Source organism: Sinomicrobium kalidii, from assembly GCF_021183825.1.
Lineage (GTDB): Bacteria > Bacteroidota > Bacteroidia > Flavobacteriales > Flavobacteriaceae > Sinomicrobium > Sinomicrobium kalidii.
On sequence record NZ_CP089211.1, the window covers coordinates 1,736,798 to 1,760,474 of the forward strand.

Sequence of the window (23,677 nt, forward strand, 5' to 3'; positions counted from 1 at the left end):
TTCACCTTGCCTGTTCATGTAGCCCGGGTCCATCAGACATAGCCCGAATTCGAGTAGATAATTTAATACAACATCATTGGCACAAAATAGAATGCCTAACAATGTTAAGCATTCTATCTGTACTCATTGCATATAATATTTCTGCTTATTTTGCTTCTTCGATATATTTTATTGCCTGCTCTACCGTAGCGATATTTTCTGCCTGGTCGTCCGGAATCTGGATATCGAATTCTTTTTCAAACTCCATAATCAATTCCACTGTGTCCAGCGAGTCTGCGCCGAGATCGTTAGTGAAGCTTGCCTCAGGCACAACTTCATTTTCATCAACACCTAATTTGTCTACGATAATCGCTTTTACTCTTGATGCAATGTCTGACATAATCTTTAGTTTTTAAATTTAAATTGTTGGCAAAAATAAAAAACTTTGGTTGAAAACAACATTTAAGTTCCAAAATGTGGCTGTAATTTACTAAAAAATAAGATACGCATTTTACTTTTGATTTCTAATTCTTAATTATTATTCTTTCTTTTGCTGCATTAAACAAGCCTGCGAACACAAGGTATAAGAAGAATTTCGGAATACCAAAAAAGACGTTCCGGGCCACACCCGATAAAAATATCATACCGGTGAAAAACATTGTTATATTTGCTTCCGGCTCCGGCACCAATGCAGAAAATATTGTCCGTCATTTCAGGGACAACACCAGCATTAACATAGCCCTTATCCTCTCCAACAAGAGAAATGCCGGGGTACTGGACAGGGCAGACCGGCACAACATCAATGCCATTTATTTCAACAGGACGGCCCTGTACCGGTCTTCTGTTATTCTGGACCTGCTGAAAAGCATGTCTCCCGATCTTATTGTTCTGGCCGGGTTCCTGTGGAAATTCCCCCGGAACATCCTCGGGGCCTTTCCGGACAAAGTGATCAACATACACCCCGCCCTGCTTCCGAAATACGGAGGTAAGGGCATGTACGGCATGCATGTACACAATGCGGTTGTGGAAAACAGGGAAAAAGAAAGCGGTATAACCATACATTACGTCAATGAAAATTATGACGAAGGCGCTGTGATCTTTCAGGCGGCAATCCCGGTATCCGCAGCGGACTCCCCGGAAGATGTGGCCCGAAAAGTACACGAACTGGAATACCGGCACTTTCCGGAAGTCATCGAAAAACTGTTGCTTGCAAAGACGAAGTGATCGGGAGACCGGGGTAACCAACAAAGGACTGAAAGCGATTAAAAAAATCGTCCCCAACTCCCCGATCCCTGAATAAACCCGAGGCCATAAACCACAAATATCTTTTATCAGTGAACACATTTGACGTACATATATATACAGATGGTGCCGCCCGGGGAAATCCCGGCCCGGGAGGTTACGGGATCGTCATGGAATGGGTGGGAAAAAAATACGTAAAGGAATTTTCGGAAGGCTTCAGGCATACTACCAATAATCGCATGGAACTCCTGGCGGTTATTGTGGCACTGAAAAAGCTAAAACACTCCAATACTAACGTAAAGGTCTTTACCGATTCCAAATATGTAGCCGATGCGGTGGAAAAAAAATGGGTATTCAAGTGGGAGCGCAATTACTTCAAGGGAAAGAAGAATGCCGACCTGTGGACCGCATTTTTAAAAGAATACCGCAGGCACAACGTGAGTTTTCACTGGATAAAGGGACACAACAACCACCCCCAGAACGAACGCTGTGACTTCCTGGCCGTAGAAGCCTCCAAAAAGGAAAAACTCGCTACGGATCACGGTTTTATCACACAATAACCCGGCTGTTAAACCACCCTTTCAGCCGATCGCCGGAAAAAGCCCACCCTGCTTTCGGGGAGAAATAAATTTACGTAAGTTTGCAAAAAATTTCAGCATGGGCAAACTGTTAGCAGTGGGTAGCATGGCTTTTGACGCTATAGAAACCCCTTTTGGTAAAACAGACAAAATTCTCGGCGGCGCTGCTCCCTACATCGGTTTGGCCGCATCTCAATTTGATATAGACATTGCAATAGCTTCTGTAATAGGCGAAGACTTCCCGGAAAGTTATTTATCTTTACTTAAAAACAGAAATATAGACACCTCGGCTATCGAAATGGTAAAAGGCGGCAAGACCTTTTTCTGGAGCGGAAAATACCACAACGACCTGAATTCCAGGGATACCATTGAAACACAACTCAATGTACTCGCGGACTTCAACCCCGTTATCCCGGAAGGTTATAAAGATGCTGATGTGGTAATGCTCGGTAACCTGCACCCCAGCACACAACTCAGCGTTATAGCACAAATGGATAAAAAGCCGAAACTCATTGTGCTGGACACCATGAATTTCTGGATGGACAATACCTGGGATGAACTGATGCAGGTCATCGCCAAAGTAGATGTCATCACGATCAATGATGAAGAGGCCCGCCAGCTCACCGGGGAATACTCACTGGTAAAGGCGGCACAAAAAATAAACAAGATGGGCCCGAAATTTGTAGTCATTAAAAAAGGAGAACACGGCGCACTGCTGTTCCATGAAGACAATATCTTCTTTGCACCCGCACTGCCGCTGGAAGAGGTTTTTGACCCCACGGGGGCCGGAGACACTTTTGCAGGAGGGTTTTCGGGATATATCGCGGCCACGGAGGACATTTCTTTTGAAAACATGAAAAACGCAGTGATCTACGGCTCTAACCTGGCTTCCTTTTGCGTGGAAAAATTCGGGACCGAACGCATGGAAAAACTGACAAAAAGGGAGATACAGCAGCGACTCCTGCAGTTCAAGGAATTGACACAGTTCGAAATAGAATTAACATAAACACTACGCCCTGAAATTTTCGGGGCTTTTTTAATCGGGATTGAATGAGATCGACAAAAAATTGAAATGGATTACCTCCTGCCGGGAGCTTGGTTTTAAATGACCGAAACACAATCCCTTTCAATCTGTATCAATCTTTTAAGAAACAGGTAACAAGTTTAAATCGCACGTATACAAACACAACACCGATGAGCGACGCTATTAAACACGAATGCGGTATTGCCGTAATAAGACTCCTAAAACCCCTGGAATACTACAAGGAAAAATACGGAAGTGCCTTCTACGGGGTCAACAAGATGTACCTGATGATGGAAAAGCAGCACAACCGCGGACAGGACGGCGCCGGTTTTACCAGCATAAAAACAGACGTAAAACCGGGAGAACGGTACATAAGCAGGGTACGGTCTAACCAGTCGCAACCCATACAGGATATCTTTTCCCAGATCAACAACCGGATAAACAACACACTGAAGGAAAATCCGGAATATGAAAATGACGTACAACTCCAGAAAAAACACATCCCCTATCTGGGTGAATTGTTCCTGGGGCACGTCCGCTACGGTACTTACGGCAAAAACAGCATAGAGAACGTACAACCCCTCCTGCGACAGAACAACTGGAAACACCGCAACCTCATCGTAGCCGGTAACTTTAACATGACCAATGTCAACGAACTCTTTGACAATCTCATCCGGCTGGGACAACACCCCAAGGAAAAGGCAGACACGATTACCGTCATGGAAAAAATCGGCCATTTCCTGGACGACGCGGTAGCAAAACTCTACAAGCAAATAAAAAAGGAAGGCTTTAACAAAATGGAAGCCTCCCCCCTCATCGCAGAAAGGCTGAATGTAGCCAAAATATTGAGAAAATCGGCCAAGAACTGGGACGGTGGGTATGCCATGGCAGGATTGCTGGGACACGGAGATGCCTTTGTATTGAGAGACCCCGCAGGGATACGCCCTGCCTATTACTATCACGACGATGAAATTGTTGTCATCGCTTCCGAACGCCCAGTGATTCAAACCGTATTCAATGTACCTTTTGAAAAAGTGGAAGAAATTACCCCGGGGCACGCAGTTATTGTAAAAGCCAACGGGGAAATAGCCCACAAGAAAATCCTCGAACCACTGGAACGAAAAGCCTGTTCGTTTGAACGGATCTATTTTTCCAGGGGAAGTGATGCCGAAATATACAAGGAACGCAAAGACCTGGGCAGGTTATTAATGCCTAAGGTCCTCGATGCTATAGATCACGATACGGCCAACACGGTGTTCTCCTATATACCGAACACCGCGGAAACCTCCTTTTACGGCCTGGTAGAAGCCGCACAGGACGAACTGAACAAGGAAAAAAACCGCCAGATACTTGACGAAAAGGAAACCCTCACCGACGAAAGGCTCACCGAAATACTGTCCAGAAGACTCCGCACGGAAAAAATTGCCATCAAGGATGTAAAATTGCGGACATTTATCACCGAAGACAGCAGCAGGGACGATCTTGTAGCCCACGTTTATGATGTTACCTACGGTGTCATAAAGCCCGAAGACAACCTAGTGATCATTGACGATAGCATTGTAAGGGGCACTACCCTGAAAAAGAGTATCATCCGTATGATGGACCGTCTTAATCCGAGATCCATTGTAGTCGTTTCGTCAGCGCCACAGATCAGGTACCCGGATTGTTACGGTATCGACATGGCAAGACTGGAAGACCTCATTGCTTTTCGCGCAGCGCTCGAACTGCACCGGGAAAGGGACAGCTATGGCATTGTAGAAGAAATATACCGGCAATGCAAAGAGCAGGTAGACTACGAAGATGTTGATGTAAAGAATGCCGTACAACAACTCTACACCCCGTTTACCGACGAAGAAATTTCCGAAAAAATATCGGAACTCCTCTGCACTGACGATATCAATGCCAGCGTGAAGATCATTTTTCAATCTGTGGACAACCTGCACAAGGCCTGTCCCAAAAACCTGGGAGACTGGTATTTTACCGGAAATTATCCCACTTCGGGTGGTAACAGGGTAGTAAACCGGGCTTTCATCAATTTCTATGAAGGAAATACGGGGCGCGCCTATTAAGGATTACAGCATTAAGCAATCAACTTTAAATGGCCGGTGCACACAAGTTCCCCGAACAACGACCTAACGTCAAATCGCGGTTACCAAAAGATAACTTTTTAATAACACCCTCTTTATCGGATTTATGTGCTTTTTATCGATTTAATTTTACAGGCAAAAATACCCGGCATATATTAGCATCACCATAGCATAAGTAGGTTAAGTTCATGGTAAGATTTGGGGCAAAAAGGTGGAGTTTTACTCCGCCTTTTTTTTATTCCCGTTATTCCCGGGACCCTGATCGATCTATAGTCTTTTACTTCCCGCAATTTTTGACCCCGATCAATCGATTCTTCAAAAAAATCACCCATAAAAAAAGCGGGGCAAAAACCCCGCTTTCTATACTTTTATTCGCTGTTGTCGGTATTATTTACCGGCAGCATACAGTTCCGCCACCTTATTCCAGTTGATCACGTTGAAGAACGCTGAAATATAGTCCGGCCTCCTGTTCTGGTAGTTCAGGTAATAGGCATGCTCCCATACGTCAAGTCCGAGGATGGGAGTTCCGCCACAACCTATGCCCGGCATCAGGGGGTTATCCTGGTTGGCCGATGAACATACTTCTACCTTACCGCCTTTATGCACGCACAGCCATGCCCATCCGGAGCCAAACCTTGTAGCCGCCGCCTGCGCAAAAGCATCTTTAAAAGCGTCAAAAGAACCGAATGCATCGTCAATGGCAGATGCCAGTTCCCCGCTCGGTGCACCACCGCCGTTCGGCGACATCACTTCCCAAAACAGGTTGTGATTGTAATACCCGCCACCATTGTTTCGTACTGCGGCATTCTCCATGTCCAGTCCGCCCAGTATATCTTCTATCGATTTGCTTTCCATATCGGTCCCGGCAATAGCACCGTTGAGCTTGGTAGCATATCCGTTGTGGTGTTTCGTATAGTGTATTTCCATCGTACGTGCATCAATATGAGGCTCTAAAGCGTCATAAGCATACGGTAATTTCGGTAATTCAAAAGCCATGATATTAAATTTTAGTTTATTAATTAATTCTTGTGAAGTAACAAATTTAGGTATAAACTTAAACAATCCATAATAATAAATAGTAAAGAACTCATAAAGATTACTTATTTTGCCATTGGGATTTCAGATATTAGATCTCAGATTTAAGATTTATTGTTTCCGGGGTTCATCGGGAACAATAAACCTTAAGCATTGAACCTTGAACATTGAACTTGGAACATTGAACCACAACACAACATTTCAAATATACAATGCATCCGCAGGATCAGGAAAAACCTTCACCCTGGTCCGGGAATACCTGAAACTCCTGCTTGCTTCCGACTATCCGGATACGTTCAGGCAGGTACTGGCCATTACTTTTACCAACAAGGCCGTAAACGAAATGAAAGAACGCGTGGTCAACAGCCTCCGGGAAATGGCCGATGAGCACATCCTCTCCGCTCCCTCAGACATGTTCCTGCAACTCCGGGAAGAACTCCATACCGATGACCACACCCTCCACACAAGGGCAAAAAAGGTATTGAAAAGGATATTGCACAACTACGCCTTCTTTGACATTTCCACGATCGACAAGTTCAATCACCGCCTGCTCCGCACCTTTGCCCACGACCTGCACCTTCCGGTAAATTTTGAAGTGGCCATAGACACCGTTTCCCTGTTAAACGAAGCCGTAGACCGTGTTATTTACAGGGCAGGCGAAGACAAGTTGCTCACAAGGGTACTTGTGGATTTTGCCCTGGAAAAAGCCGATGACGACAAAACCTGGGACATAAGCCTTGACCTCAAAAAAATTGCAAGGCTGCTGCTCGAAGAAAACCACTATGAACACATACGGGAAATAGAAAACAAAACGCTTGCCGACCTGAAAGCACTGTCCGAAACCCTTAAAAAACTCACCCGGGACACCGATAAACAACTGGCGAAAAATGCGGATACCTTCTTTTCCCTGATAAACAATCATGAACTGGAAGCAACGGACTTTAACCGCGGCAGCGTTCCCAACTTTTTTCTCAAGGCCGGGGACAATTCATTCAAAAGTACCGATTTTCAAAATAAAAAATGGCAGGAAGAGATCCGCACGGCCAAACTGTATACCAAAACCACGGAAAAGAACAGCCCGGAAAAGGCCGATACCCTGGACCGGTTACAGCCACAGATCGCCACACTGTTCGAAGATACCGCAACACTGTTCTTCCGGGGACAGTTTCTCCGGAATTTCAGGAGCAAGCTCATCCCGCTATCCCTGCTCAACGCTGTCAACCAGCAACTCAATCACATCAAGGAATCGGAAAACCTGATGCTCATATCGGAATTTAACCGCATCCTCGCACAGGCCATAACCGACCAGCCCGCGCCATTCATCTATGAACGACTGGGCGAAAAATACCGTCATTATTTTATAGACGAGTTCCAGGACACTTCGGAAATGCAGTGGAAAAACCTCCGCCCCCTCATCGGCAACGCCCTGGAAGGGGAATCCCTTTCCGGAAAAAGAGGCAGCCTGATGTTGGTAGGCGATGCCAAACAGGCCATATACCGCTGGCGCGGAGGAAAGGCCGAACAGTTCATAAAACTGTACAACGAAGAAGATACCCCCTTTCAGGTAAAACCGGTAATACAACCACTCCCGGTGAATTACCGGAGTTATGACGAAATCATCCGGTTCAACAACCGTTTTTTCAAACATATAGCCGGGCACCTCTCCCTTCCCGAATACAGGGACCTTTACCTGAACAGAAGTTATCAGGAACCCAATCCCAAAAAGGGCGGACAGGTAAACATCACTTTCGTCGACAAAAACAGTGATGACATACGCGAAGCCTATTGCAGGACCACATTCCGGACCATCGAAACATTGCAACAGCAGGGGTATTCGCTGAAAGACATCTGTATCCTCACACGAAAAAAGGACCAGGGTGCCGTACTGGCCGGCTATTTACAGGAAAATGACATTCCCGTCATATCTTCGGAATCCCTTTTGCTCAAAAATCACCCCAAGGTCAATTTCCTCATCCACCTGATGTATTATTTCCTGCAACCGGACAACAGGGAAACCTGCCTGCAACTGCTCTCTTTCCTGGCCGGAAAAGCGCATACGGAAGATCAGCACACCTATATAAGTTCCGGGCTTACCGATATGGCCCCCGTATGGAAAGGCTGCGGGTTCTCCCCCGAAACATTCCTTCAGCGATCCCTGTTTGACAGTATTCAGTATGCCATTGCCTGTTTTGACCTCAACGACCCTTCCGATGCCTATTTACAATATTTCCTGGACGAAATCCTGGAACAGGCCAACCGCAACCATGCGGGACCGGTAGAATTCCTCGACCACTGGGAAAAGAAAAAGGATACCCTGGGCATCGTTGCACCGGAAGGTATCAACGCCGTACGGTTAATGACCATCCACAAATCCAAAGGACTCCAGTTCCGGGCAGTGATCTTCCCTTTTGCGGAAACCAATATCTACGACGACCGCGATCCGCTGCTCTGGTTCCCCGTTGAACGGGACGCTTTTGGAATTCCATACGCCCTGGTATCAAAAAACAAGGACCTGGAACGTCTGAATGAAGAAGGCCGGAACATGGTAGCCGATTACGATGCCAAACTGGAGCTGGACAGTTTCAATATCCTGTATGTGGCCCTGACCCGTGCCGTGGAGCAACTCCACATTATCGGTAAAAATGATATCAACAAAAACGGCCAGGAAAACACAAAAACCTTCTCCGGGCTTTTAATCCATTTCTTAAAATCCGGGACGTACTGGGAAGAAGGAAAAACGGTTTATCGTTTCCCGGATATGGAAAATGTGCAACCATTATCCGAAAAACAGCAAAAAACAGATGCGCCCGAACCGCTTTACATATCCTATGTTTCCAATATAGCCGAAAAACAGAAATTCCGTATCATCACAAGGTCCGGAGCAATATGGGGTGCAGGGCTCGACAAAGCCATCGAAACAGGAAATGTATATCATACTCTTTTATCCCGGGTGTCTTATACCAGCGATGTTGAAAATGTGATCAGCGAAGCCGTCGCCCAGGGACTTATCCCTTCTGAAAAACAAGAAGAATTCACAGAGCGTATAGCGGCAATTACAACGCATCCGCAAATCGGCAAATATTATACTCCAGCGTACACGATACACAACGAAAAAGACATCTTTACCGCACAAGGCGAAACCCTGCGGCCGGACAGGATAGCCATCGACCGGGAAGGAACCGCGGTTATACTCGACTACAAAACAGGAAATCCCGACAAAAAACACGAACACCAGCTGCGGCAATACAAGGACGTCCTCGTGCAGATGGGCCATGCCGTGAGCCACGGATATCTCGTATTTATAGACCGGGATATCCGGGTTATTCAGTACAATTAACCACTATCATCCAAACCTTTTCGTAAAATTTCCCCCACTTGCTGATTTTTTTTGGGACCCTCACCCGATTTTGGTGTATAAGTAATAAATCACCCGAAAGAAATTATCAAAAGTCAGGTGTTTATTGTTTTCATTTTGGGGTGAAAAATGAGTGAAGATTTACTGACAATCACTAAAACCAAAACCGGCCTCTTCGGGAGGTCGTTCAACTGTTGTTTATTTTTTGGGGTAACTTGGCATGAAAATGTTAAGTAGATAAACACAGTGCTCACGGAAGACCGTCCGGATATTTTTTCGGGCGGTCTTTTTTATTTGCCCCGGGAAAACCAAACTTTCCGGATGAATCATTATACCGAAACAACTCCCGAATTTATTTACCTTTGTGCTAATTCAAAAAGAATAATATGTACGGGAAAATAAAACAACACCTTCAGAAAGAATTACAGGACATCAAGGACAGCGGTCTGTACAAAAGGGAACGCATCATCACCTCTCCGCAGGATGCAGTGATCAAAATATCCACCGGGGAAGAAGTGGTCAACTTCTGTGCCAACAACTACCTGGGACTGTCTTCCCATCCCGAAGTGATACAGGCGGCCAAGGATACTCTTGATTCTCACGGTTTCGGAATGTCGTCCGTGAGGTTTATCTGCGGTACCCAGGATATCCATAAAGAACTGGAAAAAAAAATCGCCGATTTTTACGGTACGGAAGATACCATTCTCTATGCAGCGGCATTTGATGCCAACGGTGGTGTATTCGAGCCTTTGCTCACCGCAGAGGACGCCATTATCTCGGATTCCCTCAACCACGCTTCCATCATAGACGGGGTTCGCCTGTGCAAGGCCAAACGATACCGCTACGAGAACAACAACATGGAAGACCTGGAAGCTAAATTAAAACAGGCCGATGCCGACGGCACGCGGTTTAAAGTTGTTGTTACGGACGGTGTCTTCTCAATGGATGGACTTGTAGCACCCCTGGATAAAATAGCAGCCCTGGCCGAAAAATACGACGCCATGGTAATGATTGACGAATGCCACGCCGCCGGGTTTATAGGAGAAACCGGCAGGGGAACGCTTGAAGAGAAAGGCGTTATGGGCAAAATAGACATTATAACCGGAACGCTGGGCAAGGCATTAGGCGGCGCCATGGGAGGTTATACCACCGGAAAAAAAGAAATTATAGAGATCCTGAGGCAACGGTCCAGGCCTTACCTGTTCTCCAATTCGCTGGCTCCTTCAATCGTAGGCGCCTCCATAAAGGTATTTGACATGCTTTCCGAAAATACGGAACTCAGGGACAAGCTTGAAGAAAACACCCGTTACTTTAAAGAAGGGATGAAAAATGCCGGTTTCGATATTATTGACGGTGATTCTGCTATTGTACCCGTTATGCTGTATGATGCCAAACTGTCCCAGGTAATGGCCGATAAGCTGCTGGAACGGGGAATTTACGTTATCGGGTTCTTCTATCCGGTAGTTCCTAAGGGAAAAGCAAGAATAAGAGTACAGCTTTCTGCAGCGCATCATAAAGAACATTTAGACAAAGCTATTCAGGCTTTTACCGAAATAGGCAGGGAATTAAATGTGATTTAAAACCGGAGTATTTTCTTAATAAAACCAAAAAAATTACTATATTTATCTTTGTTTATCTGCCGTAACGGCTTACATTTGCTCTTAATTAATACTTAAAATTTAAATAATTGAACATGAAACATCTTAGCAAATTATTAGTTGCTGCGCTCTTGATTATAGGGTTTGGCAATGTACAGGCGCAAGACTCCAATAACCCCTGGCAGGTAAGTTTTGGTGTAAACGCCGTTGATGTTTACCCCACTAATCAACCCGGGATGGGGCAGTGGCTTGACGAGTATTTCAACGTCAGCGACCACTGGAACATTTTGCCTTCCGTTTCTACAATAGCCGTTTCCCGGTATGTAGGTGACGGATTTTCTGTTGGTGTTCGAGGATCCCTTAACAAAATTGACAAATGGGGCGATCAAGATGTAGATGACCTTTCATATTATGGTGTAGACGGAACTGTTAAATACAATTTCATTGAAGGCAGGAAGTTCGATCCCTTTATCGAAGTAGGTGGTGGTTACACCTGGATTGATGAGATCGGTGCCGGAACCCTTAACGGGGGAATCGGCTTTAACTTCTGGTTCACAGACAACATTGGTATTAACCTGCAATCCAGCTACAAACACTCTTTCGAAGACTATCTGGCACCACACTTCCAGCACCTGGCGGGTATTGCCATCAAATTCGGAGGAACAGACACCGATGGCGACGGTATTTTCGATAAAGACGATGAATGCCCCGAAGTAGCGGGTCTTCCCGAATTTAACGGATGCCCTGATGCTGACGGTGACGGTATCCCGGATAAAGACGATGCTTGTCCTAACGAAGCCGGTCCTGCCGAGTTGAACGGATGCCCGGATTCTGACGGTGACGGTATTGCCGATAAAGACGATGAATGCCCGAACGAAGCCGGATCTGCAGAAATGAACGGATGCCCGGACGCTGACGGCGACGGTATTGCCGATAAAGATGACGAATGCCCGAACGAGGCCGGATCTGCAGAAATGAACGGATGCCCGGACAGAGACGGTGACGGTGTTGCCGACAAAGACGATGAGTGCCCGGATGTAGCAGGAACAGTGGCCAACAACGGTTGTCCCGAAGTAACAGAAGAGGTTCAGAAAAAACTTAACGAGTTTGCCAAGACCATTCTGTTCGACCTCAACAAAGCTACCATCAAGCCGGAATCTGCTTCGGTATTAGACCAGATCGTTAGCGTTCTCAACGAATATCCTAATGCCAATTTCACTGTAGAAGGCCACACTGACAGCTCAGGTAGCGCCGACTATAACCAGAATTTATCTCAGAAAAGAGCAGAATCAGTAAGGAAATACCTGGCTGAAAAAGGTATAAATCCTTCCAGGCTCTCTTCCATAGGATACGGAGAAGACAAACCTATTGCAGACAATGCCACTGCAGCAGGCAGAAAAGAAAACAGAAGGGTGGAAATAAACCTCGTAAAAGAGTAAACGAACCCTCCTATAAATAATTAAAATCCCGTCCTGATGAATTTCAGGATGGGATTTTTTACTTTTAAACTTTTAACGGATCAAACCAAAGGAAAGACCGTACAGATAAAAAGCTTAAATATCAATTCGTGTATTTGTGATACACTAAAAACAGATGAATGAAAACATTCCTGTCTGAAGTCGTTGAAAATGTACTTTCCGGTCACGATAACATAAGTGATGTCATCTTTATTCTGCCCGGAAAAAGAGCAGGTGTGTTCCTGAAAAAAGAGATTCGCTACCGTATGACCCGTACGGCCTTCGCCCCTCAGGTATACAGCGTGGAAGAGTTTGTACAGGAACTCTCCGGGCTTCGCCTCATTCCCAATATACAGCTCCTGTTCGAGTTCTACCAGGTATACCGGCAGGCAACACCCCGGGAACAACAGGAAGATTTTTACACCTTCTCCAAATGGGCACAGGTAGTGCTCCAGGATTTTAACGAAGTAGACCGTTACCTTATCCCTCCCGACCGTATCTTTTCACATTTGTCTTCCGTAAAAGAACTGGACCACTGGTCCCTTTCGGAGAAAAAAACACCCATGCAGGAGCAATACATACAATTCTGGAAGACCCTGGGAACCTACTACACCCTGCTCCGCGATAAATTGCTTTCCGAACAGTGCGGATACCAGGGACTGATATACCGGGAAGCTATTGAAAACATAGAACACTACCTGGACCACAAGGGAAACAAAAAGCACATTTTTATCGGTTTTAATGCATTGAACAATGCAGAATCTGCCATCATCCAGGAATTCCTCGCTGCGGGGGCCGAAGCATACTGGGATACGGACAAAGCCTTCATGGAAGACCTGGAACACGATGCCGGCCTTTTTATGCGGCGGTATAAAAAAGAATGGAAGCACTATGCAAAAAATCCCTTTAAAAACATAAACACCCATTTTTCACTACCAAAACATATAGAGATCATAGGGATCCCCGGGAAAACGGGGCAGGCCATGTACATACATTCCATCCTTTCTTCCCTCAAAGACAAGGGACATACGGAACAAACCGCCGTGATCCTCGGCAATGAAGAATTGCTGAATCCCGTACTCAATGCTATTCCGGAAGATCTCGCCGAAGTAAACATTACCGGAGGCTTTCCTCTGGCCTACACCCCCGTTGCTTCGTGGTTTCATGCCTTTTTCCAGCTCCTGGAAAACGAGGAGTCCGGGAAATGGTACTATCAGAATGTCATTAACCTCATTTCTCATCCCGTTTCCAAGGCCCTGCTGACGTGTAACGGACGTGATCTTGCTTCTGGTTTTATCCGGACCATCCAGGACAACAACATTGTTTTTATCACCCGGGAACATGTGGAAAAAGCATTCGCAGATATCACGGCAAACGCAAAAAACGGAATTTCCGAAGCAACACTGCTGTTTTTCTCCAAAACGCATTGTACCGTCAACGATATCATAACAAAATGTACCGAACTTACCTTGCGGATGAAGGATATTTACTCCCGGCAAGGAAACCAGGTGTTCCTGGAATACCTCTACAGGTTTTACGAGATATTCAACCAGATCCGTTTTTTTAATGAAAAATACCAGGTCATTTCCATAAATGCCCTGACCGGTATCTACAGGGAGTTACTGCTCCAGGAAACCGTGGATTTCCAGGGAGAACCTTTGGAAGGTCTTCAGGTAATGGGGGTACTGGAAAGCCGTAACCTCGATTACGAAACCGTGATCCTGACTTCCGTAAACGAAGGCGACCTTCCCTCGGGAAAATCGGGCAATTCCTTTATTCCCTTTGATATAAAAGTGGCCTACGGCCTGCCTACCTATAAGGAAAAAGATGCCATATATGCCTATCACTTTTACCGGCTCCTGCAACGGGCCAAAAAAGTTTACCTGCTCTACAATACCGATACCGGGACTTTCGACGGCGGGGAAAAAAGCCGTTTTATACAGCAACTGACCACCTTTAAAGAGGAAAACCACCACATCCGGGAACGCATTGCAGCTCCTAAAGCGGCCCCGTTACCGGGACCTCCTTCTCCAATAAAAAAGACCCCTTCCCTCCTGGAGGCTATCCGGAAAATGGCCGAAAACGGCTTCTCTCCCACCTCACTCACCAATTACATACGCAACCCCTTGCAATTTTACCACCAGGCCATTCTCAGGGTTCAGGACGAATATGAAGTAGAGGAAACTATCGCTGCCAACACGCTCGGCACCATTATTCACGATACACTGGAAGACTTGTACAAACCTCTTACCGGGCAAGTGCTTACCGTACAACATATAGCGGAAATGCGAAGTAAGGCCGGCCGGATTATCGACCTTAAATTCGGGCAGGTATACCACGGGGGAGATTTCAGCCGCGGAAAAAACCTGCTGAGTTACGAAGTTGCCAAACAATACCTGAAAAATTTCCTGCAGACAGAAGAAAAAAGAGTCCTTGACGGTGACACCATAAAAATTGTGGAGATCGAACGTAATCTGAAGATAAAGATTGACGTACCCGGCATCCCCTATCCGGTATACCTGAAAGGAAAGGTAGACCGGGTGGAAGAAACAAACGGCACACTGTGTTTTATCGATTACAAGACCGGGAAAGTAGAACAAAGCGATGTGGAGCTCGCGGACTGGGAAGACCTCGTTACCGACTACAAATACAGCAAGGCGTTTCAACTGCTCTGTTATTCCTACATGCTTACCAGCAACAGCACATACCCCTTACCGGCAGAAGCGGCGATCATATCGTTCAAGAACCTGCAAAAAGGAGCGCTGAAATTTGCAAAAAAAGGAGAAGTCCGTACTCAAAAAGAGTACGGAATTTCAGAAACTACCTTTCAGTATTTCACCGAACAGCTTTACCGTCTCATTTCGGAAATATGTGATCCCGATATCCCGTTTGAAGAAAAGGAAGTCCCGTAAATGCCCGTTCCGCTGGGATCAGCCCCCTGTCTTTTCCCGGATAAAACAAAAAGGGAGGACATCGCACAAGACGTCCTCCCTGTTTCAGGTAAGAACCGGTATCGGTTAATAGCCAGGGTTCTGTTGCAGTGTTGGTTGCCCGGTTTCATTTACACTCAGGTCAATCTGGGCCTGCGGTATCGGGTAATATTCGCTTTTCCCGGGAATGAACCTGCCCCCGCGAACATCTGTGGTAATGCCCCCCTGATATTCAAAGTAAGCATTAAGTGTCTCCTCGGCAATTCCCCATCGCACCAGGTCAAAGAAACGATGTCCTTCCATGGCCAGTTCCAGTTTCCTTTCAAAATAGATCGCTTTCAGGGCATCTTCCTTAGCACTGAATTGAGCGGCCGTGTATTCTTCTATAGTATAATTGGCCGCATCAGTACTTGCATCAAACCCATCCATAGGATCGCTTTCATCAATGTATTCCTTCAGGAAACCATCGGGATCAGCCGCTCTTCTCCGTACCCTGTTTACATATTCCATCGCCGTTGACAGGCTTCCTGCCTGTGCCTCGGCTTCGGCAGCCATAAGCAATACGTCGGCAAAACGGATGATGTGGACATTAATGGCAGTACCCGGAGCCCAGGAACTTTGATCGGCATACTGATTTTGTGTAGCCTGCCAGTAGATATTCTTTTTGGGAGCGTAAGGACCTCCGTAAGATTGGTCACGTATCCACTTCTTGCCAGGGTGCTTCCCCCAATCGTGATAGGGGACTCCTCTTCTACCTACAGTCCAGTCCAATCTTGGATCTAATTCTCCCTCATAGGGATCAAAGCTCGTATTGACAGAATCTTTAGGATCAAAAGAATTAATTCCCATATCACTTTTTACAGGATTTTCATTGTAATTATCCAAGAATGGCAAGCCCGTATCAGGATTTGTTTTATAAGAATTAACCAGGTCTTGCGTAGGTTGATAGAAACCACAGCAACGAAAAGGACTGTTATACGGAAAATTGAGTTTCCCTCCCTGATTGGCATTGGTAATATTCCCGGTACCATCGTTAGCCACCATTTGAATATCGAATACCGTTTCGGCATTGTTTTCGGTAGCCGCGTCGAAATTATCCCTGAATAAGGGGACCAGATCATATTTTACACCTCCGGAGTTCACTCCCGAATTAATCACCCCGGCAAACATGTCTTTCGCTTCTGCAAATTTTTGCTGATAGAGGTACGTTTTTCCGAGATAGGCGGCTGCAGCCCATTTGTTGGCTCTTCCGAATTCGTCCTGGGTTGCCGGAAGGTTTTCATAGGCATACTGAAAATCGGCTTCGATCATGGGCCAGATATCCTGGTCATTGGGCTGCTTCGGGTCTTCGGTAGTCTCATCAACCCAAGGCACCATATTGAACATCTTCTTTAATTCAAAATAATAGTGTCCTCTTAAAAAGCGGGCCTGTCCGGTAATGTTTTTTCGGTCTGTTTCTGATACGTCAGGGGCATTATTCAGATAATGAAGAGTATTATTACATCTTTTTACTCCTTCAAATAATGCCTTCCACTTTGAATTAAAAAATCCATTTGAGGGATCGGAAGAAAATTTAGCAATCGGATCAATTGCCGGCTGGTCACCTCCAAAACTCCCCTTACTGGCCGTACCGCCCGCAACAGCGCCGTAAATCCAGTTATCCGGCGCAGCTTCCCAGGGGTTTCCGCCCCCCAGTGCTTCATCATCGCCCTGTCCGTCCAGGGCGGCATAAGCTCCTATCAATAATTTTTCAACTCCGGCCTGATCGGTTTCATCCAGTACACTATCTTCCAGGGATCCCAGGGCAGGCTGGTCCAGAAAACTGTCGGCACATGAAAACAGCAGCAGGAGTGTTAAAACAGGGACGTAAAACCGTCCTATTCGTTTTGTAAGTTTCATATGTTTTATTTTTTAAGTTCGTTATTAGAATATTACGTTAATCCCGAATAAGAGTTGTCGTTGATTCGGGTAGGCTCCCTCGTCGATACCAAAGTTTACACTTTCTCCGGATATTTCAGGGTCCAGGCCCGAATATGAAGTAATCGTAAAAGCATTGACCATTTGAGCATACAATCTCAGCTTGGTGAGCCTGATTTTATCGAGCAAAGACGAAGGCAGCGAATACCCCAACTGTAATTGGCGGCACCTCAGGTAAGACCCGTCTTCTACAAAATAGGAGTTCGGTACGTTGGCTGTGCTGAATGAACCCGTCGTTTCCTGAATGGGAGCCGAAGCATTCGTGTTTTCCGGTGTCCAGGAATTGTATAATGCCGCTTTGCTTTTGGCCCCCTGGAACGAACTGTAAAAGTCGGTCCACCACCGCACATTGTTCCAGATATCGTTGCCCTGGGACCCGTAAAGAAACATGCTGAAGTCCCAGTTTTTATACAATACTTCAAGATTCAAACCATAGGTAAAGTCCGGATTGGGATCTCCGAGAAAAGTCCTGTCCTGATCATCGACGATATTATCTCCGTTAATATCTTTATAACGGAATCTTCCTACAGCTACATCATTCTGGTAGGTTGCATTCGGGTTTCCTGTAGCCGACACTGCATCGGCATTGGCTTCGTCAATTTCATCCTGAGAATCCCAGAAGCCTTCAATTTCGTACCCGAAGAATTCACTCACCGAATGGCCTACGGCATTTCTGATAATAGAACTCCCGTTAAAACGCCTTCCTTCCAGGTCGAAGTATTGTACGCCTTCGGCAATCTTTTTGATTTCATTGTCATACGTGGTAAGTGTTACCGTAGTGTTCAATCTCAAATCTTCCCCGAGTTTAAAATACGTGGAGAGGTCCAGATCAAGCCCTCCGTTAGTCATCTTAGCAACGTTAACATAAGGGACCGTTGCAGCACCGGCCGTAGCAATGAGGTTTGGATTATACAAGAGATCCTCTACATCTTTTCTATAGTAATCTAATGTTAACTGTACGATATTATTAAACAGGGAGGCATCAATCCCTATGTTTGCATTGATATTCTTTTCCCATATGGCATCCGGATTTCCAATCCGCGATTGTTCAAAACCTTCCGCCAACGAAGAATTTCCCCCTCCTATGGCATAGAAAGAAGTCCTGTTATTTCCCCCGAAAGTGGTAAAGGCATTGGGCGGGTCTACATTTAACTGGTTTCCCATAACACCGTAACCTCCGCGTATTTTTAAATTATTCAGCCAGGTCGTTTCCGGGAAGAAATTTTCGTTGGTAATGTTCCATCCTGCACTGACTGCCGGGAACCAGCCATACTGATCGTTTAAAAACCTGGACGACCCGTCCCTGCGGATGGTTGCACTCAACAGATACCTGTCGTCGAAGTTATAGTCAAGCCTGCCGAAATACGATGCCAGGGCATCTGCATACTTGAAGCTGTAATTGGTCTGTGTCCCCGAACCGGTGTCCAGGGTAACATAGTCGGGATCAAATGAAAAATACCCCTGTGTCGTGCCTCCCACTTCACGTCCCTTGTTCTGGTAGGCTTCTGTTCCCAGCAACACGGTTAAATTGTGAATCTCATTAAAGGAATTCTGATACTTTACCGTATTGGTCCACGTCCAGTTAAAGTTGGTTACAGCCGCTTCGGAATACTGGTTTACCGAAAGGTTTTCGGAGTTTTCGTATTCCGGATACTGAAAGGAGTTAAAACTATTGGTATAATACTGCCCTCCGAAGCTGGTCCTGAAGGTAAAGTGTTTCAGGAAATCCACTTCCGCAAAAATATTTCCGAACAGCCTTGAAGAAACCCCGCGATCGTTCCGGGTCCGGTCCATTATGGCCACCGGGTTTTTGGCATTCCCCAGGCCACTCCCGAACGAACCGGCATAATTGCCCATAATATCGTGAACCGGAATAATGGGCTGTTGCCGGAAAGCCATCCCGATAGCACTGTCTTCGGTAAGCGCATCAATTTGCGGGTTATCGCGGATGGTAAAGCTTATATTTTCACCTATACGAACATTTTCACCAATATTATACGTGGCATTGGCCCTGATGGTGTATCGTTTTAGATAGGTATTCTTTAACGTTCCCTCCTGATCGAAATAATTCAACGAAAAAAGATAACTTCCTTTTTCACTACCACTGCTCACAGACAGGTTGTGGCTTTGAATGCTTGCCGGGCTGAAAATTTCCTGAAACCAGTTGGTCCCTTCTTTATTAGCCCTTACAATACGGTAAAAATTATCCAGATCGTCAGAGCTCGTATAGTTCGGATTTATGTAATACAAAGACTCATCCACAGAATCAGCTCCAACGGGGGCAATGTAATTAGGTAATACCGGGTTGGCACCATTTCCGTATTGCTCACTGCTTGGAGATTCGCCCGGATTGGTATTCCGTTGTGCAATAAAATTGAGTTCGGCCATTTCCCGGGAACTCAGAATGTTCCAGGGATTACCGCTTTGTACCATCTGGACCCCGTAATAGGAGTCGTACGTAACTTTCATCCTTCCTTTTCCTTTCTTCGTGGTAATAATGATCACCCCGTTGGCCGCACGCGAACCATAGATGGAGGCAGAAGCCGCATCTTTGAGCACCTGCATGGATTCGATGTCGTTGGGATTGAGGTCATTTATTCCGTCGGTAGGGATTCCGTCTACCACATAGAGCGGGGTATTGTTCCCAAAGGTATTGGCCCCCCGGATTTTTACCTGGGGGGCTTCTCCCGGCTGCCCGCCCCCGGTGACCGTAATCCCGGACACCCGTCCCTGAAGCTGGTTGGTGACATCAGAGGTAGGTTGTTGGGTCAATTCATCTGTTTTTACTACCGATACTGCCCCTGTAAGGTCCTGTTTCCGTTGTGTACCGTAACCTACAACAACGACCTCGTCGAGCTGGGCCAGGTCTTCCTGAAGGGTAACATTTATAACTTTCCTTCCGTCTACAGGAACCTCCAGCGCTTTAAATCCGACATAGGAAACCACCAGTATGGCATCTTCACTGCTTACTTCTATGGTATAATTTCCGTCAAAGTCGGCTACAACACCATTCGTTGTTCCTTTTTCCAGCACACTGGCCCCTACGAGCGGCATGCCGTCTTCCGAAGTTATTTTTCCGGTTACCGATAAAAAGGCAGAACTTACTGTCCCTTTTTCCCTTTCCGGGGGAGCACTAAAGGCATGCATCACGGTAAAAAGCATGCAACAAAAAAGCAAAATACGGGATGTATTTTGCAATACGATACGAACTTTCGCAAAAAGCTTTTTTCTCATAAAATAAAGTTTGTTAGTTGTTAATTAGGGTCTTACTTATACCTTAAAACCGGCAGTTAACAACACGGACGGAAATTCCTGAAAATACAATTAGCTGTCTGTTCTTTGTTTTTGACGAAAAGGCTATTCCGGACACATCTGTTTCTGCCATTTCTGCTATAAGGAATAAGTTATTTCTTCAAAAAAAGTAAGACATAAAAATATCTTATTTAATAGTGAAGAAGATCAGTTTTGATGAAAGGCATCAAATTAGGATTATTAAATTTTCATTAAAAAAAAATTATACGAACGACATATTTTATATTACAGACAACCAATATCGGCATATTAACGGACATATTGATAATATAAATACATAAATTTTAACTATAAATAATTTTTAGAGTTAATAATATTAATATTCCGTTTATTCCATATTCTTAATATCATTCTAAAAAATAGTCGTCAAAGCAGGCATAACGTATGTGGATTACATAAAATGTATCTATTAATTATATACAAATGAAGATTATAAATTATATATATTTAAGAAATTTCATCATTATATATAAACCTACGCTCTCCCTGTCAACCATCAAAAATTTTATGCATTGCTATTTTAACCGGCCGATATTTAACTGGATGATTATTCTTACTTTTAGGTCTTTAAACAAGACATTAATGTGATGCACTTTCAAAACGAGGAAAACATTTCCCGTTCCGTTGCCGTTTTATACCAGTCTATTGCTCCCCCGGCAAAAAACGGGATACAGCTTTTTGTAAGCACCTCGCTTCGAGTAAAGAGAATATAAGATCCTAAATTGTCCAGCTCTTAACAAATGCCAAATTTATGTGTCAGGGCAAAGATGCCGACAACACCTTATCTTTGTCATATGCGCGAAAGGTTAAGACAGCATATAGAAGAAATAATGCCGCTCACAGATGATGAATTTGCATTTGTGGCTTCCCATTTCTCCGTTCAGCATTTTAAAAAACATGAATTCCCTATCCGCCAGGGACAAGATGCAGCGTATACCTATTTTGTGGTTTCGGGGCTTTTAAAACTGGTGTATAACGACGAATCGGGAAAGGAACACATCTTATCTTTTGCCATGGAAGACTGGTGGGAAACCGATTTTCTGGCTTTTTACACGAAAACCAAAGCCACCATGTCCTTACAATGCCTGGAAGATACCCGTGTACTCTGTCTTACCCTTGAAAATTACCGGAAATTGTGTTCCGGTCTCCAAAAGATGGAGCATTTCTTCCTGAAGAAGGCAACCTCGGGCCATATTGCATCACAGCAACGCATATTGTCGTTACTGAGTTCCAATGCAAAGGAACGTTACGACCAACTGCTTAAACGCTATCCTTCCCTGTTTCAAAGGGTGCTCAAAACCCTCCTTGCTTCCTACCTGGGTGTTTCGCGCGAAACCCTGAGCAGACTTTCTTCCTGAACCCATTTTATCCGTCTGTAATTGTGACATTTGTCACGCGATAAAACGGCATGCCGTCTTCATCTTTACCCTGTAATTTTTTTATTGTTAACCAAAAAAGACAGGTCAATGGAAAAGCGAACTATTAATCCCTGGCAATGACAGGACGAACGCGGTTATGTACAGGCGGTGGAGGTAAAACAAACGGAAGGCACACTTTATTGTGCCGGACAGGCCGCGGTAAACCCCGACGGAACTTCGGGTACTGCCGATATGAAAACACAGTTGACCCAGGCACTACAAAACCTGGAACAGGTAATTACCGAAGCAGGGTATGAATGTAAAAACATCGTGCGGTTGAATGTCTATACCACCTCATCGGACGAGCTCTTTACCACCTGTTTTGATATTTACCTGGACTGGGCAGCAAGACACGGTATTAAAACAGCACTCACTTTAATGGAAGTAAAAAGCCTGTACGAAACCCTGAACATTGAATTTGAGGCTACGGTGGTAAAGTAGTCTTTTAATGCTTTTACAAAATAACGCCCCGGCGTTCTTTACCGGGGCGTTGTTTGCTGTTTTGTCTTCCTTCTATTCGTTATTTAAAACCCGGAGCATTTTGTGATAGATCTCGTTGTTTTCATAAATGCCCTGAAAATTTTCGGCACCTTTCCCTTTGGCAAAGACCGGAATGAGTTCCCCGCTGTGCTGGTCAGAATTAAAATATACCGTTACTTTTTCCGGCACTTCCTTTTTATGGCCTGTAGTTTCGTCTGTTTTATAGTGTTTTCCGATACTCACTCCTCCCGTTTCATGGTCTGCCGTTACCACCAAAAGGGTATTGGGATGTGTTTCCACATAATCCAGTACCGTGCCCAGGGTCTCATCAAAATCTTCCACTTCGGAAATCAGCATATCCGCGTTTTCGGCATGTCCGCCCCAATCGATATAGGAGCCTTCGATCATCATAAAAAACGGTTCTTTATTTTGGTCGAAGTAATCCAGGGCCATACTCGTCGATTTCTTCAAAAAATCCTTTCGGCCGTCTATTTTGGAAGGCAACCCTTCATCTGCCAGGATATAAGCATTGGACCTGCCCGAAACCGGTTTGGAAAGCTGTAAAGTGTCCAGATGATAATCCTTTTCCAATAGCTCGGTAAACAGGTTTTTCCCGTCGGAACGATCATTAAAAAATTTCCGTCCGCCACCGGCAATAAAATCCACTTTGGCCCCTATAAGCTGGTCTGCAATTTCTTCATGCATATCGCGGTCCTTTACATGGGCATAAAAGGCAGCCGGAGTGGCATGGGTAATGGAGGTAAGACTTATAACACCCGTTTGATAGCCCTGTTTTTGAAGTCGTTCCAGAATGGTTTCCCGGGCTACGGTATCCGTCGAAACCCCGATAGCCCGCTTGTAGGTCTTCTCCCCGGTGGAAAAAGCAGTAGCTCCGGCTGCCGAATCTGTGATCCTGTGGCTTTTGGAAGATGTTTTTTGCAATCCTATGTGTTTGAAACGTGAAAAGGCGGACATTTCATCACCAAAGTAATAGGCCGTTGAAATCTGGGGGAGCCCCATACCATCACCTATCATAAAAATAATGTTCAGAGGGGCTTCGGAAACTGTATCTGAAGAGTTCTCCTTCTTTTCAGGAGTACATCCCAGAACAATTATCAGTAATCCCGTGCTTATAATCCTTTGAAACGGAAGTCTTGTGTTTTTGATCATTAGCAGTCAATTAAAATGAATATGGCAAGGAGAAA

14 protein-coding genes and 1 pseudogene are annotated in these 23,677 nt (G+C 45.3%); 10 read left to right on the forward strand and 5 right to left on the reverse strand.

Translation table 11 applies throughout. The features are described 5' to 3' along the window. Nucleotides 1-145: 145 nt before the first annotated feature. Nucleotides 146-379 carry an acyl carrier protein gene (locus tag LS482_RS07025; protein ID WP_072316774.1) on the reverse strand — a complete coding sequence of 78 codons (234 nt, stop codon included), beginning with the start codon at nt 377-379 and terminating at the stop codon, nt 146-148. Between the two features lie 248 nt (nt 380-627). Between LS482_RS07025 and purN the strand changes: the two genes are divergently transcribed. The 4 genes from purN to LS482_RS07045 all read left to right on the forward strand — a co-directional run bounded on the left by purN (nt 628) and on the right by LS482_RS07045 (nt 4,892). Then, nucleotides 628-1,203 carry a phosphoribosylglycinamide formyltransferase gene (purN, locus tag LS482_RS07030; RefSeq protein ID WP_233031044.1) on the forward strand — a complete coding sequence of 192 codons (576 nt, stop codon included), beginning with the start codon at nt 628-630 and terminating at the stop codon, nt 1,201-1,203. A gap of 110 nt (nt 1,204-1,313) precedes the next feature. Then, complete coding sequence (rnhA, locus tag LS482_RS07035) at nt 1,314-1,781, forward strand: ribonuclease HI (RefSeq protein WP_233031045.1); 468 nt, start codon at nt 1,314-1,316, stop codon at nt 1,779-1,781. Between the two features lie 97 nt (nt 1,782-1,878). Then, complete coding sequence (locus LS482_RS07040) at nt 1,879-2,805, forward strand: PfkB family carbohydrate kinase (RefSeq protein ID WP_233031046.1); 927 nt, start codon at nt 1,879-1,881, stop codon at nt 2,803-2,805. A gap of 188 nt (nt 2,806-2,993) precedes the next feature. Next, nucleotides 2,994-4,892 (forward strand): amidophosphoribosyltransferase, encoded by a 1,899-nt coding sequence (locus LS482_RS07045; protein ID WP_233031051.1) that lies wholly within the window; start codon nt 2,994-2,996, stop codon nt 4,890-4,892. Between the two features lie 405 nt (nt 4,893-5,297). Here LS482_RS07045 and LS482_RS07050 read toward each other — a convergent pair whose 3' ends face one another. After that, nucleotides 5,298-5,906, reverse strand: coding sequence for a superoxide dismutase (locus LS482_RS07050; RefSeq protein WP_233031053.1), 609 nt, complete (start codon nt 5,904-5,906; stop codon nt 5,298-5,300). Nucleotides 5,907-6,105: 199 nt separating this feature from the next. On the opposite strand from LS482_RS07050, the gene LS482_RS07055 reads away from it, so the two are divergent. From LS482_RS07055 to LS482_RS07070, 4 genes are all read left to right on the forward strand, one after another. Further along, nucleotides 6,106-9,282, forward strand: a complete 3,177-nt coding sequence (locus tag LS482_RS07055) for a UvrD-helicase domain-containing protein (RefSeq protein WP_233031054.1) — start codon at nt 6,106-6,108, stop codon at nt 9,280-9,282. Between the two features lie 404 nt (nt 9,283-9,686). After that, nucleotides 9,687-10,880, forward strand: a complete 1,194-nt coding sequence (gene kbl, locus LS482_RS07060; protein WP_233031057.1) for a glycine C-acetyltransferase — start codon at nt 9,687-9,689, stop codon at nt 10,878-10,880. A gap of 113 nt (nt 10,881-10,993) precedes the next feature. Then, a complete protein-coding gene (locus LS482_RS07065) occupies nt 10,994-12,337 on the forward strand; it encodes an OmpA family protein (protein WP_233031058.1) in 1,344 nt (447 codons plus the stop codon). 158 nt (nt 12,338-12,495) lie between these two features. Beyond that, nucleotides 12,496-15,267: a PD-(D/E)XK nuclease family protein gene (locus LS482_RS07070; protein ID WP_233031059.1), complete on the forward strand. Its 2,772-nt coding sequence runs from the start codon at nt 12,496-12,498 to the stop codon at nt 15,265-15,267. A gap of 105 nt (nt 15,268-15,372) precedes the next feature. On the opposite strand, the gene LS482_RS07075 is transcribed toward LS482_RS07070, so the two are convergent. Beyond that, the gene (locus tag LS482_RS07075; RefSeq protein WP_233031061.1) at nt 15,373-17,184 is read right to left on the reverse strand and encodes a RagB/SusD family nutrient uptake outer membrane protein; all 1,812 of its coding nucleotides are present in this window, start codon (nt 17,182-17,184) and stop codon (nt 15,373-15,375) included. A 24-nt stretch (nt 17,185-17,208) separates the two neighbouring features. Beyond that, complete coding sequence (locus LS482_RS07080; protein ID WP_233031063.1) at nt 17,209-20,496, reverse strand: SusC/RagA family TonB-linked outer membrane protein; 3,288 nt, start codon at nt 20,494-20,496, stop codon at nt 17,209-17,211. An 872-nt stretch (nt 20,497-21,368) separates the two neighbouring features. Here LS482_RS07080 and LS482_RS07085 point away from each other — a divergent pair. Beyond that, complete coding sequence (locus tag LS482_RS07085; RefSeq protein ID WP_233031065.1) at nt 21,369-21,932, forward strand: Crp/Fnr family transcriptional regulator; 564 nt, start codon at nt 21,369-21,371, stop codon at nt 21,930-21,932. Nucleotides 21,933-22,097: 165 nt separating this feature from the next. Further along, nucleotides 22,098-22,433, forward strand: a pseudogene (locus LS482_RS07090) (RidA family protein); the annotation flags it as partial. Between the two features lie 72 nt (nt 22,434-22,505). Here LS482_RS07090 and LS482_RS07095 read toward each other — a convergent pair. Beyond that, the gene (locus tag LS482_RS07095; protein WP_233031067.1) at nt 22,506-23,642 is read right to left on the reverse strand and encodes an alkaline phosphatase; all 1,137 of its coding nucleotides are present in this window, start codon (nt 23,640-23,642) and stop codon (nt 22,506-22,508) included. Between the last annotated feature and the right edge of the window lie 35 nt (nt 23,643-23,677).